The organism is Paenarthrobacter sp. FR1, assembly GCF_051106045.1.
In the GTDB taxonomy this organism is placed as follows: Bacteria; Actinomycetota; Actinomycetes; order Actinomycetales; family Micrococcaceae; genus Arthrobacter; species Arthrobacter nitroguajacolicus_A.
In genome coordinates this window covers 227,203-245,060 of the sequence record NZ_JBPFSF010000006.1, presented here as the reverse complement: position 1 = coordinate 245,060, position 17,858 = coordinate 227,203, and the positions used below count along the sequence as shown (strand labels likewise).

Below are 17,858 nucleotides of genomic sequence, written 5' to 3'. Positions count from 1 at the left end.
GGAGATAGATCTAGTTGGAAGATTCGACGGTGGAGATTGGCTCCGTTTATGGCGTCCGCCTCAGGCGCGAACGTGAGTACCGCTATGTCGGTATCACGACGAAGCCAATCTCCCGTCGATTCTCCCAGCACCTGAAGGTCGCCCGAAGTGGCCGCAAGACACCCTTCTACGATTGGCTGCGAAAGCAAACCCCGGATTCACTGCTGGTTGAGCAACTGGAGGTGTCATGGGATCTGGAGGAACTTGGCCAAGCCGAGAGGGACTGGATCAGACACTTGAGGCTTGGCGGCGACCGGCTACTGAACCTCTCCGAAGGTGGCCTTGGGCCTACGGGCGTTCAATGGACCGAAGAGCAGCGGGAGGCAGCGCGCTTGCGTTCCACGGGTAGACGAGGCCTAGTCCGGCCAGGTGAAGAAAACCCGTTCTACGGCGGCAGGCATACGTTGGAGCAACGGACCAAATGGTCACAGGAGCGTAAGGGTTCAATGCTCGCTGAGGCTAACCCCAACTTCGGGAAATTCGGTCCGAACCATCCGAGCTTCGGCCGCTCGATGACCGAGGAAGCACGCAAAGCGCTCTCTGAGGCCAGAACAGGAATCGGGAATCCCAACTTCGGCAAGAAGGCCAGTGCCGAAACTCGTGCGAAGATGTCTGCTGTCAGGAAGGGCAAGCCAATGCCATCCAGCCGACGTAACGCGCACACCAGACATCACACGAACAAGGGCGTTGTGAACCCAACATGCCAGCATTGCATCGACGATGCAGCCCAAGTGAAGCTCATGCGAGAAAGTGAAACGACAAATGACTGAGAAAGTGAAGCTCCTGACGCACGTCGAGGCCATCAACTGGAACAAGATCCAGGACGACAAGGACGTGGAAGTCTGGAACCGTCTGGTCAACAACTTCTGGCTTCCGGAGAAGGTGCCGCTGTCCAACGACGTCCAGTCGTGGCACACGCTCACGCCGGATGAGCAGCAGCTCACCATGCGTGTTTTCACCGGCCTCACCCTGCTGGACACCATCCAGGGCACGGTGGGCGCTGTCTCACTGATCCCGGATGCGATCACTCCTCATGAAGAAGCCGTGTACACCAACATCGCTTTCATGGAATCCGTGCACGCGAAGTCCTACTCGTCCATCTTCTCCACCCTGTGCTCCACCAAGGAGATTGACGACGCTTTCCGCTGGTCGCTCGAAAACGAGAACCTGCAGAAGAAGGCGCAGATCGTCATGGATTACTACCAGGGCGACGATCCCCTGAAGCGCAAGGTGGCCTCCACCCTGCTGGAAAGCTTCCTGTTCTACTCGGGCTTCTACCTGCCCATGTACTGGTCCTCACGCGCCAAGCTCACGAACACGGCTGACCTCATACGCCTCATCATCCGTGACGAGGCCGTGCACGGCTACTACATCGGCTACAAGTTCCAGAAGGGCCTGGAGAAGGTTTCCGAGGCCCGCAAGCAGGAAATCAAGGACTACACCTTCGAACTGCTCTTTGAGCTGTACGAGAACGAAGTCCAGTACACCCACGACCTCTACGACGGTGTCGGCCTGGCCGAGGATGTCAAGAAGTTCCTGCACTACAACGCCAACAAGGCCCTCATGAACCTTGGCTACGAGGCCATGTTCCCGGCTTCCGTCACCGACGTGAACCCGGCCATTCTGTCGGCCCTGTCCCCGAACGCTGACGAGAACCACGACTTCTTCTCCGGCTCGGGCTCGTCCTACGTGATTGGCAAGGCTGTCAATACGGAAGATGAGGACTGGGAGTTCTAGTACGTTGTGAGACGTCGGCCTAGTTGAAAGAAGCCCCTACCAAATGGAAGAAAGAGCCTACAGAGTTGGAAGTCTTCCAATTAGGGGCTCAAATTGTCCGTCAGTGTGATCTGTGTGCGTCGGTTTATTGGTGCCACTAAGTCTTAGGAGCTTGGTGGCGCCAATTCCGGCAGGGTCAGCTGGCGGCGGGTAGGTTCTGACCGCTGACATCAGATGTTGTTACGGGCTCGGTTGCTGCGTAGCTGGATAGATGTAGATTGACAGCCCAGATGGTTCTTTTGCCGTCTAACTTGGTCCCAGCGTGTGAGATTCCAAGCTAGTTGACCCTGTTCCGTTCTAGTTGGCCCACTTCCGACTGACTTGACCCCATTCCGTTTTAGTTGATCCCCGGATCTCGTTCGCGCCCGCCCTCATATAGAGGGTCGTTGCCCACTGAAGCCTTTCTCGGCATTGGGTTGGGCAGGGCTGCGAAGACCTAGATTCGGGGACGCTACGGTGTTGTCGAATGACGCCCGGCTCTGACGTCGTCAGAGCCGGGCGCGTTCGATTGCTTGCTGACCGATAGGGCCTTGCAATCCATCTCGCATCGAGCCGAGCGGTGGCCTATGGTAAATATTTGCCAAACATCGAATTTCCAGCATTCGGAGGGTAGAACGCGGTTATGAAGCCTCAGGTTCCAGGCAATCCAGAGTTTGACTATCTTCGCCGGTCGCCGACGGGTTATTGCTGGTGGTGCGGAAGCTTGGCCGACAGCAGAGAGCATAAATATAAGCGGACTGACCTGGTAAGACTCCAAGGTGAAGGTGGTCCGTTAGTCTGGGGCGGCGACCCTGACAAGACACATCAAATTCGCAGCGTAAAAAAATCTGAAGCTGTCCGATTCGGGACGCACATGTGCCGCACTTGCAATGGCGCACGAAGTCAACCCTTCGACCGGGCCTACGACGAGTATGTTGACTTTCTCTGGAAGCACCGGGATGACATGTGGTATTGGCCCGCCGTCTCAATGCCGGAAATGTTCGGCGAAGAGTGGGCTACTAAACAGCTAGACTTGGCTCGCTATTTTGCCAAGCATTTTGGATCCCGGTTTGTTGAAGAGGGGATAGAGGTACCTACCGGTCTCATCAATTTACTGAACGGCGGCACGAGGGCGGCCAATATCAGTATGTGCTTCGCCAAACGTGAGGACCTCTGGGAGATGCACAAGGGACTCCAGGGTGTCACCGACGGCCCGCCGGGATTGTGGCTTGGCGAAATGAAGGCCTGGCTTTCCTCCGATCGCTCTGAGGTCGTACGACTCCAAACAAACTGTCTGTTTGGCTATATTGGCGTTGAGTTCCTGTGGGACGAGAACTACCTCGATATGGATTCCTTCTTCCCTCACGAAGTACCTGCCCTAAACGAATATTTGGCCGACCCCAGGTTGGTGGAAGCCATTCGTTCGCGATCCTTGGAGCCGTCAGATCCTTCTCAAGACTGAAGCGGCGGGGTGTCACGCTTCGCATGCGTTCGTTGAGCCCATGCGTCAGAACTAGTCGGTTTATTGACTCACGTATTCTGTCCGGAGGCGGCGGTCACGGAGTGATGCCCACTACCCTGCGACACGACTGAAGCCAAAATGCATAGATTGTGATGAAAACTAAAGTGAGATGCTATGCTTTTGGTAGTTGCCCAAAGTAGAGGATCTGAACTTGGATAAGCAAGCTGCACAGCCTTGGTACGTCGACCTGTTTGGACCCGAAGGGGATTCCCTCAAGCGGGACGCTCGGGAGCTGATCTCTGGGTGCCACGAGCGTCTATCGGATTCTCAGGATGCTTCAGGTATGAAGGCGCGGGGCGTATATGGGCAGATCTGGCGCGCGACCTTGGAGGCGTTCGAGGAGACCCTGCTCAAGTACCCAGGGTCTCAGAGGCAACATCCACGCGGCGCCAACTATTCGGTGGTAGCAGTGGGAGGAACCGTTCTGTTCCCGTGGCGATTCGCCCGGGATGCGGCTCAGAATCTTGAAGATACGCCCTTTGCTGTTTCTGACGCACGCACCGGGCTTTTCGACTTGCCCTACAACGAAGCTCCTCCGGAACTGGACCTGGGTCTTCACCGGTCCGCGGAAGTGGAACGTTCTGTCAAGGAAGATGCCGAGCTCGCTGTGCGTGAGCTGATGACCACGTTCCGCGTCGTGGTAGTAGCCTTCTCCAGCCGTTCCGGAGCCCTGCACTCAATCGAATGGGGCGAAGTGACACTTGGCGAGGACGGATGCGTTGTTTGGGGAAACCATGAGCGGTTACTCGAAGCTGCCAGACCACAGCTGGCCACTGTGCAGGAGCCACAGGCGTTCAACGAGGGCCCGGTCCCACCGGTCTTTGTAGCCACCAAGGAAGATCAAGCAGTAGGCGATGACGAAAGATAGTAAGCAGCTGTCTCTCTTCGAGGAAACTCACTCGAAGGGGGTTTTCAGGGCCGGCGACGCGTTTGAAGCGGCCCGGTTGACGCAGGCCAGGACACTCGCCGGGCTCACAAAGCAGGCGCTGGCCGAAAAGTTGAGCGTCTCACCTGCGGCCATTGGGCAATTTGAATCCCGAGTTACCCCGCCGCGCGCTGAACTGGTCGCTGAGATAGCGCAGGCGCTGGATATGCCCGTGGGCTTCTTCTATACCGGTCGCCCGCTTGGGCGGCTGGACACTGCCGCTGCTCATTTCCGTAGCCTGCGGTCGACGCGATCTGCTGACCGCGCCCGTGCCGCCACGTTCGTCGAACAGGTGTGGGAGCTTTGCTTTGCCCTTGAGAAGCGCATCCAGTTCCCTGAGGTAGACCTTCCGATTGCGGAGCCCGCCGACGAAGTGGATCCGGTCGAAGCAGCCCGTGCTGTTAGACGTGCGTGGGGTGTGCCACCAGGTCCGTTTCGGCACCTTGTGGCGACCCTTGAGTCGAAAGGCATCGTGGTTACAATTCTCGCGTTGTCCAATGAAGCTGTTGCCAGGGTGGATGCGTTCTCGACTGGTTCTTTGGGGCGACCAATTGTTGTCGTCACGCCGGAGCGCGCACGCACTGTTTACCGCCACAGATTTACTTGCGCGCACGAGCTAGGGCACCTGGTCATGCACGGTGACGTCACACCGGGTGACCTGCAACAAGAGCGGGAGGCAGATGCTTTCGCCGCTGAGCTCTTGACTCCTTCGGCTGAAATCAACGTGGTACTTCCCAAGACCTTGCGGTTGTCCGAGCTGGACAGGATTGGTCGTTCCTGGGGCGTCTCGCCTGAATCACTGATCCGGCGCATGCAAGAACTCCGACCAGTGCCGGAGAGTGCCGTACGCCGTGCCTATCAGCGCCTCCGGAGCGCAAACGAATTCCAAACGCCTGAACCTGTGGCAGCGTATCGTGGCGAACTGCCGTCGATGCTGTCCGAAGGGCAGAAGCTCGCGGAACAGCATGGCTTCAGCCTTGTCGATCTTGCAGATGAACTCATGTGGCCGGTGTCTCGTGTTCGTGAAATTCTCGGCGCAGAAGACACGCGCCCCAGGCTGCGGCTCGTGACCTAGACGGCGGTAATGGCGGGGCGCTGCGCCATATTCGGCCGACATGGCCACAGAGGCTGCAGAGGAGCGGAAGATTCGCTTCGGCATAGAAGTTCCGTTCTGTGATGTGGTGACGGACAGATTTTCATTGGTCTCTCGGTCAGCGGATGGGCGTTCCACTCGTGAAGGTTGCCGTGTATCTGCTAGTACACGCAGTACCAGGAATAGGCGTTGCGGGTATCGCGTAGGCCGGCGTAAGCCCAGGAACGGCCCGTGGTGTAGCGGCACGCCGCATTCATATCGACCCCATAGGACAAAGGGACGCCGAAGTACGTGCACCGCCAGCTGTATGCGTTGCCAGCGTTCACGCTTGTACCTGCCGCGGGTTTGAACCCGAACTGGGACTTGCAGTATCCGTAGACATCGACGCCGCTGGTGGCCGCCTGGGCAGGAGCAGCGACGCCTACTAGGCCCGCCCCTGCAGCTAGAAACGCGGCGATTCCCAGAGCTGCAAACTTCCGTTTGATTTTCATATCTCGTCCTCAATTCCTTTTCGTGATGATGGAGCCGGATGTACTGCTGGACTTTGGAGCCAATCAATAACTGGTGGATAGCTCTCGGGCTCTGGCGGGGTGCAACGGCGGCACTATTGCCGTGCCATGGTGAAGAGTTTGTTGCTTCCCGAGTACACGGTCGCCGAATTCTCCCCAATGAATTCGACCTGAAAGCTGGCCTGATTTGGGGGCTGTGACACGACCAGCGAGTACCGGCCGTTGCTGCCCTTCTTCTCCGAGAGTGAGCACGTCATCCCGCCACCAATGTCCAGTGGTCTGCCTCCGCTGTAGTACATTCCCTTGCAGCGTCCATCAGACATGATGACTTTGGTTCCGCTGCCGTCGTCAGCCTTCCAGTTACCTGTAAGGGTGGGGGCTGCGGCCCCGCATCCGGAGATTGCCAGAGACAAGCCGGTAAGTGCACTGATCAACAGCATTGAGGTTCTGGGGGGTGGAGTTCGCATTGTTAGTTCCTCCTATTGGACTGTTCCGAGGCTCATGCGCCGATCGTATGCGGAGGCTGCGGAGTGCTGGACGGAAATACCGTTTTCCTGCTGGGACTGTCCACGGAAGAGCGGACAATTATCCCCAAGACACGAGAGTCGACTCCTTTACTTGGAAGTAACAAGTCGCGTGTGGACACTGATGCTTAGAGCTGGCGGTCAGCTTCAGAGGGGGCAACTCGTGAGTTCGAACGCGATTCTTGCAGGCGTCATTGATGACCATGAAACGGCAATGGTTGGCCTTTTGGGAGGAATTAACCGGTACTCCGAGATGGGAGATCCGCCGGTCAAGCTCGTCCGAATGGAAACGAGCGTAGACGGGTTTTTGAATGCGGACCGACGTGTCTGCCATGTCGTTGCCTTGGATATGCAATTAGCCGATGGCTCATCCCCGGCGGAAAACACGTCCCGTCTTGTTGACGCCGGCTATAAGGTTCTTGTCTTCAGTGCAGGAATCGACGTTCGGCATTTGCAGCAAGCCCTGGCCCATGGCGCCATGGGCGTGTCGCTCAAGTCCGAACCACTTTTGGTCACGATCGACAAGTTGCGTCGGGTTGCGGCGGGAGAAACGATCGCGAGTCTGGACCTGGCTGCAGCCATCGAGGCTGACGTGGCATTCGTCGAAGCCAACCTTTCGGATCGCGAAGCGGAGTGTCTGGCCCTGTACGCCACTGGGTACGCTCTGGGTCAGGTCGCGACGAAGATGAACGTCCAAGACAGCACCGTGAAAAAGTACGTAGACCGGATCCGCGAGAAGTACGAACAGGCCGGCAGGCCGGCAGGCACCAAGGTTGACCTTCTCAAGCGGGCAGTCGAGGACGGCATCCTGCCCCCACTGCTGCCCCTGAAAAAGCCATGAAAATTCTGGTTGCGGCTCCGACTGGAGTGTCCGCGCGCGAAACCCACCGTTTGATGGGACGCGGTATCTCTGCTTTCGCGTTGTTGTTGCTGCTCCAAGCGTGCGGCAACATTTCACGACAGACGCTTTGGGCGGCCCAGTGGTGGAACGCTGTGTTCCTATGGGGCTTTCTGACCGTCCTCGTTGTTTTCATTGTCGCCTCCATCCGAGGTCGCGGGCTCACGTGGACCAGTGCGGTTCTGGCGGCACTGGTCTTGGGTGGGTTGATACTGTGGCCTGCTGCTGTACCGCCCACGGTGCCCGCAGACATCGGCACGCCCTGGTTGTGGGCCATGATCAACGTCGGAGCCGTCTGGAGCGCTTTCGCTTTTGGCACAGTCGTGGGCTGTTGCTACACGGTCGCCGTGGGTGTGGTGTTCGCCGTCGTTCGGACCATGCCCCAGGCAGGGTCAGCACCGTTGGCCATCGCGGTCGAGGATGCCGCGTTCGCGACAGTTTTGGGAGTGATCATCTGTCTGACGATTGGCATTCTTCGACATGCGGCCGCCAAGGTCGATGCGACGGCCGATAGGGCCATAGCGCAGTACCGGGACGCAGCCGCAGAAACAGCGCTGAGCAACGAGCGACTCCGCATGGACGGACTCCTTCACGACAGCGTGATGACGGCACTATTGACGGCTGCCCACTCAGCGTCGGCACGGGAACGGGAATCGAGCGCAGAGCTGGCAGGCAGCGCCATCGCCAGACTCGATGAGCAAGGCGGAAGCCGGGACGGCCTCGTTCCTGCCTCGGTCATCGAGCTTGCCGCCCGTATTCGATTCACTGTCACCGACGACCACGCCCCGGTCGTTCGGATCCACTGCGACGCGCCGGCCAACCTCAAGCTGCCGGGGCCGGTGGTGCGTGCCGTATTCGAGGCCAGCACCGAAGCTGTCAAGAACGCCCTGAAACATTCCGGGGGCGGCCGATGCGATGTTCGCATCACGGCTCGGCGGACGGGGGAAACGATCAAGGCGACGGTATCGATTAAGGATGACGGCGTTGGTTTCCGTCCAGAATTCGTCTCAGACCGGCGACTCGGAATCAGGGTCTCCATCATTGGGCGGATGCGTGCAGTCGGAGGAACCGCCGAGATTCATTCGTCCACAGGTTCCGAAACTGACATCAGACTGGCCTGGACTGGGGCAGCCCTGTGATCCGGGCGATTTCGCTGAGGGCAATGACCTTGCTCTGTTCCGTATTTGCCCTCCTCCATGTGATCCTTGGGGCGCTATCACTGGACATGGTCTCGCCCGCCTGGCCGTCAGTGATGGCAATGGCGATATATTTGGCAGCCACCGTCGTGGTCCTCGTTCCCAGTCCCGGCAAGTTGCCTCTAGGCCGCACCGCTGCCGTCCTGTCCGCTGTCGTTGTCATGACCGTGCTTGTGAACAGCGCTCTACCCACCGATGAGTGGCCCGGCTACGCTTCCTGGCACCTGGCAGCAACGTATACCCTCTTGGTCGTCGTCAACCTTAGAGGCCGGGTAGCAGTGTCATGGCTCGGCGCGGTTCTGTCCGTGGGCCTGGTGACTTGGTGGGCTTCCGGAACCACGCTGGGTCTCGTCAGCGGCCTTCTGATGAATGTGGCCACTGTCGGATGGCTTACGATCGCCACCTTGATTGGCCGGCTCCTGAACAGCAACGACCGCCAGGTCTCTGATTATGCAGATGACGCCCGGGCTGCTGCGGACTGGTATGCCGCCGAACGTGCTTTCAACGTCTCCCAAACTGAATGGCTTGCTCATGTCAAAAGCCTTGCACTGCCTTCCCTGGCCAAGATTGCCAACGCGGGCCACGAGCTGACATCGACGGAACGGCAGGAGCTACGTCTGATAGAGGCCCAGTTCCGGGATGAAATCCGCGGTCGGCTCCTTGCCACTGATGAAGTCGTCGAAGCCGCCCGCCGGGCCAGGGAACGAGGAGTAACGGTCCAATTGCTTGATGACCGCCGTCAGGACCTAACGCCACGCATGATGGCCGCAGTCTCCGAGAAGGTCGTCAGCGTGCTCAACCAGGCACGCGGAGGCACGGTCACCGCACGCGCCAGACCGGAAGGCGCTGCCACAGCCGTCACCATCCTCGCGACCACCTCCGACGCGCAGGAGGAACCCACGCTCGTTGAGTTCGCCGATCTGAGAGCGGACTAGATCTTCACCTGAGCGCGGGAGTCTCTTTCGTACCCACTTCAGGGGACAGTTTCTGCGGGACACCCAATTCCTCGACCATGGGCGCTGCTGAGTGGATAACATCCAAACCAGATCCGGGCCAAGGCATTGAGGGGCCCGGATCTTGCAGGCGGCACCGTCGTTCTGTGCGCATCTGCAAGGGAGGCATCATGGTCGTTCCGGCATCAATTCCGGGATGTCACGTGGCTCTCGGCGTGGGTACTTCACCACAGCCCACCGATGCTCCCGTGACCGCCGTTCAGTCAGACCACCGCCGACACGTTCGTCCCTTTCCGTTGTCAACCACCGACTGGAGTCAGGCCATGTTCTATAACCCGCTGACCATCACCGAACCGGCGGAAACTCCCAGCTTCGCCTACCCAAGCCTCAGCGAAGATCTGAACGTTATCTGGGACGGACTGGACGGGCACATCATCGGCCCCATCCATGCCACCGGGGCGGATGTCCAAATACTTGACCCGACCCGCAACGAATTCCGCCAGCTCGCGGTAATAAGCGACGTCCGGATCGACTGCTATGTCAGCCAAGCCCGCATTGCCATGGTCTGCCGCGAATACGACAAAGGCGGCGGCTGGGTTGGAGGAGCGGGCGCTTTGTTGCTCAATTCCGGCAGTAAGATCATCGCCGCCAACCGGAGACGCGGCAAAGCGTTGGCAGGGCATCTGCGGTTCCCGTGGCTCAGCAAGGTCCTCTATCACCGCAAGGAAGGCTTCTTCGACTCGGAAATCCTGAGGCTTATCTATCAATCCGAGGGGGCAACCATGTATCTCGAACTGACTTTGGACCGCTCTGCCAACAGTGGAGCACTTGCCCAGGAAATCGTACAAAGGACCGTGGCGTACCGGCGGGCCGACAGCCTTGCCTTCACCGCCGCCGAAGCACTCGCCTTCGATGCTCTCCAAGCCACCGGCCCGGTGCCCCCGGTAGAAAAAGGATCGATGGCCAAGTACACCCTTCCCACCAGCCTGCCGGCCGGGTCCGGTGCGCAATACGCGCCCATGGGGCCTCCATCGGCAGCCATCACGTTCTTCAATCCACCCGCCAGCCAATAGTTCGCTTCGAGAGGCACCCCATGAACGCCCAGAAAATTGTATCCGCCATTGGCATGATCCTGGTTGGAGCAGGCATCGTCAAAGCTTCAATCATCGGATATTACCCACGAGAAATGCCGTTCATCGTCGCAATCATCGCCATCGGCGTCGTGTGTATCCTGGTCGGCCGGAAGCTCCCGGCCAAGAAACCCTAACCAGCTCAGGCAACGACATCAGAGAGGACCCCATGCGCATTCCGAACTCTCCACTGAAGCGACGAGCGGCCCTAGCGGCACTGCTCGCCATCGCCTCAACGTCGCTGGTCGGTTGCTCCGATCCCGGTGCCACCACCTGCGACGAATACGCCGCGCTGAGCTACAGCGAACGACAGAAGACCGAGAAAGCACTCTTGGAAGCCCACAACCTGGAAACCCGCAATCTCGACAACATGCTGGGCCTGTCCGAGGCATTGAGCAAATACTGCGGAGTGTACAGCTTCAAGGGCAACGACAAAGCAAGATCAAACGGTTCAGCCACCTTGGAGAAGGCAGTTAACTGGTCCTCCAAAAAGTGGTGAACGGAACCCGCCCAAAGACCCAAAAATCCGTCAGAAAAGAGAACATCGTGTCTGATCAAGACCTCACCAAGGCCATCAACGACGCCATTCCCAACCGCAAACCACGACCGCGGTACGCACTTGGGACGTTCTGGCTCCTTATTGGAGTCGCGACTCTGGTCCTTGCCTTCACCAGTAAGGTACCGGGGCACCAGAACGGCTTCTGGGCAGGTCCACTCCTGATCGCCTACGCAATATACCTCTACAGGGGAGGCCGATTCGGGTTCTTCATCTTCTAAAGTCGTAGACCCTTCTCTGAGGACCTGAAATTCGCGTCATAATCCGAATATTCAACGACAAGACATTTCGTGACACATAGTCTGCTCACACCACCCGACCTCGCATCCGGGTACAAGGCAGTTCAGACATCTGTTGTACTCCGCACAGAGGTCAACCGAAGGGGGCACATTGAAACTCAATGAGGAAGAAATTGACGCCGCACAGCCGGCGGAGAGAAAGGCGGGACTCCGCATCTTCGGGCGCCGCAGCCTCGGATCGGGCCGGGGGCAGCAACCCAGAAAGCCAGCCCCACGATGGCTGCGCCTCAGTTCGGCCATCGCCATGCTCTGCGTCGCCTCGCTCGCCGCAGGACTCATCGTTGGATGGATCGCTCGGGGGGCACTCGTAGAGGACTCCTCGGTCACGACAGCTGAAGGTGATGCCCAGCAGACGCCAGCCGAAAACGAAGAAAAACTGCCCATGCCGGACGTGCGCGGACTTACCGAAGCCGACGCGCGTCAAGTCATCGCCGACGCCGGTTACGACCCGGCATCCGTCAAGATCAGCAACGTGCCTTCGGTTCTGATGACAGGAACCATCGCGGCCCAGAATCCGGTTGCTGGAACCACCAACCCTAAAGACATCACGCTCTCACTTCCTGCGCCTGCGCTCATGCCTGACCTCGCCGGCAAAACCTTGGACGAGGGATCTCGAGCCCTGTCCTCCATGGGAGCCCAACCACTGGTCAACCGTGTCTACGATCCGAAAACCGCTACTGGGACGATCATCAGCTCCGTACCTGGCTCCGGAGCCGCCTTGACTGCCGCACCCACCCTCGTCGTCGCCGGAGCCCCCGACAGCATCCCGCTTGCATCCTTCAAAGCCAGCGGAAGTTGCGGAACCATCAGCAGCGGCAGCGTCAACGGAACACCCCTCACCAGCGGCGTTAGCTGCAGCGCGCGCCGTGAAGCGGCGACGACATTCTGGATTCTAGGCCGAACCTTGAACAGGATCCAGGCAACCGTCGGATTCGAGGACCGAGCCGAAAAAAACAGCCGCGCAAAAGTCAAGATCACCGCCGACGGTAACGTCATCCTGGACAAAGAACTCGCGTACGGCGACGGAGAAAAACTAGACGCCGACGTCACGAATGTTCTCCGCCTCGAAATCGAGGTAACAGCGACATCACCGGGAACCTCAAGCTCCAATTCAATCGTTCTTGGCAATGCGACCCTCCTTGGATCCGCAGACGCCATCGCAGCCTTGGACCTGAAACCATGAAGCCCCGCCCGCGAGGGTTCACATCTGCTGTGACTGCAGCCGTGCTGTGCCTCATGATGGCGCTGCCTGCAGCGGCAACCACACCGTCCCCGCCCGCGCCCACGGCACCGGCTGCAGAAAAGCCGTACCGTCCCACCGGCACAGATGTCCTGATCCTCCTGGACACTTCCGGCTCCATGGAAGATCGCGACAACAAAAGCGTGGCCAAGATCGCCGCGGCGAAGGGGGCCATTCTCGAACAGATCAAGCATGTTCCTCTGGACGCCCGCATCGGGCTGATGACATACCCGTCATCAACGACCCGGTCCTCAGGAAGCTGCCCCTCTGCCAAACTTCAGCTTCCCGTCAGTAACTCCTCGGTCGCTGGCATGGGTTCAGCGTTGGCCACGTTGCCAAAACCCGACGGGGGAACACCGACCAGCCAGGCCATGCTCGATGCTGCCGCATACCTGCGCAGTGAAGGCCTCACAGAAGTCACGATTGTTCTTGTCTCCGACGGAGAGTCCAACTGCGGCGACAAGCCATGCGAGACCGCCAAGAAACTGAAGTCCGAGAACATCAATGTCATCGTCAACACCGTTGGATTCGACATATCCACCTCCGGTCAAAGCGAACTTGAATGCGTTGCCCAGGCTTCGGGTGGTCGATATGCTTCGGCGCAAAACTCAGACGAGATCAAGCAGGTCATTCAAAACCAACTCGGCAACGGATTGTCTTTGGAGATCGCAGCCCCTTCCGGAAACATCCCCATGTTTGAAGAATCGTTCTCCGTGGGCGTCACCGTCTCGGTCGCGGCAGGTCACAGTGCATCTGGCGTTCAGCTGGAGATCACGGATAAAGATTCAAAGTCCGGTTCGACAGTGCAACGACCCGTGATGTCCCTTGGAAATCTGGGCTCCGGCACCTCGATACCGACCAAGTGGGTAATCAGACCACCCACCAACCCCCTCCTGAACAAGTCCACATATCAAGTTGTCTTGAAGTCGAACGGTCGAACAGCTGTGGCCCAGGATTTCGATATTTTCTTCGACCACGACTACACGACCGGAGCCAATCTCAGCGGTACCCTCCAAGATTTCAAGAACATCGTGGTTCTCGGCGATTCCTACTCCTCCGGTGAGGGTGCCGGAACACCTGACCGCCCCTACTTCCTGGTTGGAGACCAGAAGGAACAGTGCCACCGGACGAAGAACCAGTACGCCAATTGGCTGTTCAGCCCGGAGAGGGTCCGCATCCTGGCCTGTTCCGGGGCAACAACGTTTAACGTTTATGGCACGGGTCAGCACGGTGAACAGAACCAACTTGTCCAGCTCGCCAAGATGCTCGATACGGGATACAGGCCAGACGCTGTCTTTCTCAGCATCAGCGGCAACGACATCGGATTCAGCCAGATTGCCATGTCGTGCGCCGAGAGCGCTCTCATCGACAAGGCGCTGAGGGAGAACCCCCTCGCATATTGTCCTGCCAGTCCAAACTCTGGCGCTCTTTACACCGCGACGAGACAATTGATTGACTCGGTCCCGGACCAAGTCAGGAAGACCTTAGTTCGTACTGCTGGCGTATTTGAGGAACGAGGGGCTGAGACGCCGCCCATTATTGTTCTGCAGTACCCGGAGCTCCTGGCCCGCGACAAGGGCCAGCCCCTCAAATGTACCGGCGACCATCCATTCCAGACCCTGATTCTGTCTGCGGCGTTCTCAGATTTCGCATTGACGCAAAGTAGGTTGAACACGGCATTGGAGCTGGGTGTGGCGGCAGCCAAACGGGAAAAGGTTCCGGCCTATGTGGCCAGGACCCAGCGGGCAATTCCGCCGGGCCATAATCTGTGCTCCTCGGACCCTTGGTTCGTGCCCGTTACGCTCAAGGACCGGGACTCCTCCGAGAATGTTCACCCAAACACGCAGGGTCACCAGGCCATGGCGGCAGCGATCAACACATGGGCCGGCGTGCAGGGAGGTGATCTGAAGCCCGCTGTCACTTCGGTAGGGGAGAACGCAGTGTGGAAGAAGGCAACGGTGCAATGGTGGCCCACCGAATCCAACATCTATGTTGACCTCAACCAGCCGAATCAATCGGCTATTCTTCCAACGTCGAAGGATTCCTACGGTCGCACCGTCATCCACGTCACAGGAGGCGACCCGCTGACAGGAACCACGATCTTCGTGAAGTCGAAGCCCCTCGTTCTGGGCAGTGTCCAACTGGACGAAAACGGCAACGGCACCCTCACCGTGGACCTGCAGGCGACCGATCTTCCACCAGGCGACCACACCGTTAATGTGCTGGGCACCAATGGTGAAGGAGAACCGGTCGTTGCAACTGTGCCCATATCCCTTGAACAGCCATTTCCGCTGCTCTTTTGGGGTGTTGGACTCCTGGCCATCGTCCTGCTGATTGTCGGTCTGCGGATTCTCGCAAGGGATTCGGCCAACAAGAAGCACGGGGTACCCGACACCCCGCCGACCAGCTGATGGCTACCGCCGCTGCCAGCCATTCACTTGAACGCCCCGACTCGTCATCGGGGTCGTTCCTGCCCGTATTCCGAACGATCCGAGGAGAGTTCATTGTTGCATTTCGCGTCAGCCAGTAAGTCGGCCCACTCGCCTAGGACAGCAGAGGTAGCAAAACTCAACGAACTCCTGGGCGATGAAATCTGGGCATTCAGCAATTGCAGGGTCGAAGCCCCAGGCAAACCAATAGCCGAGGTGGACTGGCTGTTCTACAACACAAGACTGGGCACGATACTTGTCAGCGAGTGGAAGCGCTACCCGGACCATGTCGCGGAGGCCCGGGACACAGGTGCACCGTGGCTGCTGGACGATGGTTCCGAGGAACGCAACCCGATTGAACAGGTGTCCCGCCAGCAAGACACCGTCCGCTGGGCACTTCGAGACCATATAGTCGCCCCCTTCTTTCCAACACAGAAGGCGCACGACCTGCGTGTCATGCAATGCGTCTTCTGCCCACAGATTGATGAGGAGACCAAAAAGGAGCGGCTCCGCTTTGGGAAGTTGTTTTCATCACTCGACGCAATGTGCCATGCCATCGGCAGCGTTACCAGCCCCGAGCCGTTGCTGGTCTCCGAACCGGCGCTCCTCAGGGGGCTTGCCGCCGCCTTGGCTCAGCTGTTCAGGTGCACACTGCCTGCGGTGTTCAACGGAACTGTGAAGCCGGACCAACAGCCCGGACACGATTTACGGTTGTTGCAGCAGATGGCCGCCATCCATGGCCAGATAGCAGAACTGCACGAACTGCTCGCCGAACTGATGCTGTCCGCGGCGGGGGAGCCGTCAACTGAGGCTACCGTGCTTGTTGGTCCACCCCAGGAGATGAGCCCGGCCACTACGAAGCCGGAGTCCTTCCACCAGTTAATCCATGGCCATGTCGCCGAGCATCTGGGCCCCGTCAGCGGTGATCATGACAGGGTTTTGCATGGTGTTGAGAGGTCTTTCAAGGCCATCATGGCGGAGTTGCCTGTTGATAGCTGGGCTTCATTAGGTGTCTTCGGCGGGGCAGTGAAACGTCACATCGAGGGTGAAACCACGTTCACGAATCTGCTGGGAACCCAGCTCTGGAAATGGTGCCTCATAACAGCCGAGTCAAACGGAATCACCGCTGAAGTCGACGAGACTCACCAGCGAATCCGGAAGACATGCTGAACGGGCACCCTGTTGGCGAGAACAGCGACTTGCCGGTGATGGACTCGGAAGGGACCAGGTCGACTTTGCCTTACGCCCTCGATGACACAACTGAGAAAGAAAGCTCCCGATGAAAAGAACTGCGTTACTGCTCGTGCTCCTGTCCACCCTCGTACTGTGCGGGTGCAACGGTGGGTCCGGATTCGCCGGCTCTTCTGACGCCAGCGAGTCCGTTGCGGGCAGTTGGGGCAAAACCATCGTGATACAGCGCCCCAGCATGGATCCACAGCGGCAGCCCTCAAGCCTGGGTGAACCCTTTTCGGAATTCGACCCGACGGCCGAGTACGTCATGACTGACGTCGGAGACGTCGCCTGCACCGGCCTTGCATTCGATAAATTCGGCGGAGCCGTCGGTGGTCTTGCGAAACCCGAGAATGGCAGGTTCTACGCCGTCCAGGTCGAGATGAAAGTTTACGATAACAAATGGATGGACAAGGGAATCGAAATGCTGAATGCCAACAGCTTCAGCTACGTATCGCCGTCTGGAAAAGAGCTCCCTCCTGAGAAGATCGCGACGACTCCGGCATACAACTGCCTCTCTAAGGGGTTCTTGAGCATGTACATCTACGAACAGCAGACCGGTTCAGGCAAGATCGTCTTTGATATTCCCAACGAAACCGGGGGCAAACTCGTCCACCAGAGATACGACAAGGAAAACCTGCCTGAGGAGGAATTTCCGCTCGATCGTTCGCCACGATCTCCTTCTGCCAGCCCATCCGTAGCGACCGCTACACCCAAGCCAGGCGCATCTTCGGCACCATCCAAGCAATCTCCGACACCCAGCACGAGGCCCTCCAGCACTCCCAGCAGTATTTCGGCTCCCGCCCCGAGCGCCAATCTGACGTCCTCACCCCCCAACGGCGCCGTCGCTGAAGGTCTGCGAACAAGCATCGCAGGGACATGGACAGGCACAGTCACTGGAGACTCGTCCAAATACAGTGTCGTAGCCACCCTTAGGGAAACAGACGGTTTCCTGGCCGCGGAAGTCGACTACCCCGAACTTAACTGCAAGACGTCCTGGCGAGAAATTCGCGCCAGCGGTTCCTCGGTCTCTCTAAAAGAAAAGCTGGTATCGGGCCCTTGCGCGGACAACGTCGGCATTGCTCTGACCCTTGACAACGGCACCATCTCCGCCGTATTCGCTGGCTCCACGGCCAGAGACATCCGTGCGGTCCTGACCAGGAAGTAGACCGACTACTCAACTACGCGTGATCAAGTGTCGATGCTTCATCACGGCGTGTTCGTCTGATTCTGATGCAGCACTCTAGGGCACGTTGCCACATTCCACGCCACTGTTTCTGAAGCCCGGCCCATTCATCGATAAGCATCAGGTTGATGGTCGCCGTAAACGGCTCCAACCGCCACCCAACTTCCGGTTGTGCATGCTCATCTCCCCGATAAGCATGCTCATCGTTCATGATGCGCATGCTTATCCAAAACCTATGACACTATGCAGCTCTCGTTCCCAGATCGCAGGCTACAACTTCTTGCTCGCCGGCTCGTCCGCTTGCCCGGCTTTCCGTGGACGCGATGGTCGCTGTACCGAGCCCCCTGACGTTTCCCGTGCCGACGATTTTTTAC

At 58.6% G+C, this 17,858-nt stretch carries 18 protein-coding genes; 16 read left to right on the top strand and 2 right to left on the bottom strand.

Translation table 11 applies throughout. From position 1 onward, the window contains the following. The first annotated feature begins 14 nt into the window (after positions 1 to 14). The 5 genes from ACR30Z_RS13940 (at position 15) to ACR30Z_RS13920 (ending at position 5,316) form a co-directional block, all read left to right on the top strand. Positions 15 to 809: an NUMOD3 domain-containing DNA-binding protein gene (locus tag ACR30Z_RS13940; protein WP_434373113.1), complete on the top strand. Its 795-nt coding sequence runs from the start codon at positions 15 to 17 to the stop codon at positions 807 to 809. Beyond that, complete coding sequence (gene nrdF / locus ACR30Z_RS13935; RefSeq protein ID WP_011775019.1) at positions 802 to 1,776, top strand: class 1b ribonucleoside-diphosphate reductase subunit beta; 975 nt, start codon at positions 802 to 804, stop codon at positions 1,774 to 1,776. The genes ACR30Z_RS13940 and nrdF overlap by 8 nt, the downstream gene beginning before the upstream one ends. A 661-nt stretch (positions 1,777 to 2,437) precedes the next feature. Further along, positions 2,438 to 3,256: a hypothetical protein gene (locus tag ACR30Z_RS13930; RefSeq protein WP_434373111.1), complete on the top strand. Its 819-nt coding sequence runs from the start codon at positions 2,438 to 2,440 to the stop codon at positions 3,254 to 3,256. A 211-nt stretch (positions 3,257 to 3,467) separates the two neighbouring features. Further along, a complete protein-coding gene (locus ACR30Z_RS13925; RefSeq protein ID WP_434373110.1) occupies positions 3,468 to 4,184 on the top strand; it encodes a hypothetical protein in 717 nt (238 codons plus the stop codon). Between the two features lie 76 nt (positions 4,185 to 4,260). Continuing rightward, positions 4,261 to 5,316, top strand: coding sequence for a helix-turn-helix domain-containing protein (locus ACR30Z_RS13920; protein ID WP_434373108.1), 1,056 nt, complete (start codon positions 4,261 to 4,263; stop codon positions 5,314 to 5,316). 179 nt (positions 5,317 to 5,495) lie between these two features. Here ACR30Z_RS13920 and ACR30Z_RS13915 read toward each other — a convergent pair whose 3' ends face one another. Both ACR30Z_RS13915 and ACR30Z_RS13910 read right to left on the bottom strand, forming a co-directional pair. Further along, entirely contained in the window at positions 5,496 to 5,825 is a 330-nt protein-coding gene (locus tag ACR30Z_RS13915; RefSeq protein WP_434373106.1) for a hypothetical protein, read from the bottom strand. A gap of 113 nt (positions 5,826 to 5,938) precedes the next feature. After that, a complete protein-coding gene (locus ACR30Z_RS13910) occupies positions 5,939 to 6,310 on the bottom strand; it encodes a hypothetical protein (protein WP_434373105.1) in 372 nt (123 codons plus the stop codon). 220 nt (positions 6,311 to 6,530) lie between these two features. On the opposite strand from ACR30Z_RS13910, the gene ACR30Z_RS13905 reads away from it, so the two are divergent. The 11 genes from ACR30Z_RS13905 to ACR30Z_RS13855 all read left to right on the top strand — a co-directional run bounded on the left by ACR30Z_RS13905 (position 6,531) and on the right by ACR30Z_RS13855 (position 17,466). Further along, positions 6,531 to 7,208, top strand: a complete 678-nt coding sequence (locus ACR30Z_RS13905; RefSeq protein ID WP_434373104.1) for a response regulator transcription factor — start codon at positions 6,531 to 6,533, stop codon at positions 7,206 to 7,208. Next, positions 7,205 to 8,404, top strand: coding sequence for a sensor histidine kinase (locus ACR30Z_RS13900; protein ID WP_434373103.1), 1,200 nt, complete (start codon positions 7,205 to 7,207; stop codon positions 8,402 to 8,404). The genes ACR30Z_RS13905 and ACR30Z_RS13900 overlap by 4 nt, the downstream gene beginning before the upstream one ends. 23 nt (positions 8,405 to 8,427) lie before the next feature. After that, on the top strand, positions 8,428 to 9,396 hold the full coding sequence (locus ACR30Z_RS13895) for a hypothetical protein (RefSeq protein ID WP_434373102.1): 969 nt from the start codon (positions 8,428 to 8,430) through the stop codon (positions 9,394 to 9,396). Positions 9,397 to 9,629: 233 nt separating this feature from the next. Continuing rightward, positions 9,630 to 10,487 (top strand): hypothetical protein, encoded by an 858-nt coding sequence (locus ACR30Z_RS13890; RefSeq protein ID WP_434373100.1) that lies wholly within the window; start codon positions 9,630 to 9,632, stop codon positions 10,485 to 10,487. 20 nt (positions 10,488 to 10,507) lie between these two features. After that, positions 10,508 to 10,681, top strand: a complete 174-nt coding sequence (locus ACR30Z_RS13885; RefSeq protein ID WP_434373099.1) for a hypothetical protein — start codon at positions 10,508 to 10,510, stop codon at positions 10,679 to 10,681. Positions 10,682 to 10,713: 32 nt separating this feature from the next. After that, positions 10,714 to 11,043 (top strand): hypothetical protein, encoded by a 330-nt coding sequence (locus ACR30Z_RS13880; protein WP_434373098.1) that lies wholly within the window; start codon positions 10,714 to 10,716, stop codon positions 11,041 to 11,043. A gap of 47 nt (positions 11,044 to 11,090) precedes the next feature. After that, positions 11,091 to 11,321, top strand: coding sequence for a hypothetical protein (locus tag ACR30Z_RS13875; protein WP_434373097.1), 231 nt, complete (start codon positions 11,091 to 11,093; stop codon positions 11,319 to 11,321). Between the two features lie 169 nt (positions 11,322 to 11,490). Further along, positions 11,491 to 12,582, top strand: a complete 1,092-nt coding sequence (locus ACR30Z_RS13870; protein ID WP_434373096.1) for a PASTA domain-containing protein — start codon at positions 11,491 to 11,493, stop codon at positions 12,580 to 12,582. A gap of 29 nt (positions 12,583 to 12,611) precedes the next feature. Then, the gene (locus ACR30Z_RS13865) at positions 12,612 to 15,050 is read left to right on the top strand and encodes a VWA domain-containing protein (protein ID WP_434373095.1); all 2,439 of its coding nucleotides are present in this window, start codon (positions 12,612 to 12,614) and stop codon (positions 15,048 to 15,050) included. A gap of 234 nt (positions 15,051 to 15,284) precedes the next feature. After that, on the top strand, positions 15,285 to 16,238 hold the full coding sequence (locus ACR30Z_RS13860; RefSeq protein WP_434373094.1) for a hypothetical protein: 954 nt from the start codon (positions 15,285 to 15,287) through the stop codon (positions 16,236 to 16,238). A 328-nt stretch (positions 16,239 to 16,566) separates the two neighbouring features. Next, positions 16,567 to 17,466: a hypothetical protein gene (locus ACR30Z_RS13855; protein ID WP_434373092.1), complete on the top strand. Its 900-nt coding sequence runs from the start codon at positions 16,567 to 16,569 to the stop codon at positions 17,464 to 17,466. The last annotated feature ends 392 nt before the right edge of the window (positions 17,467 to 17,858 follow it).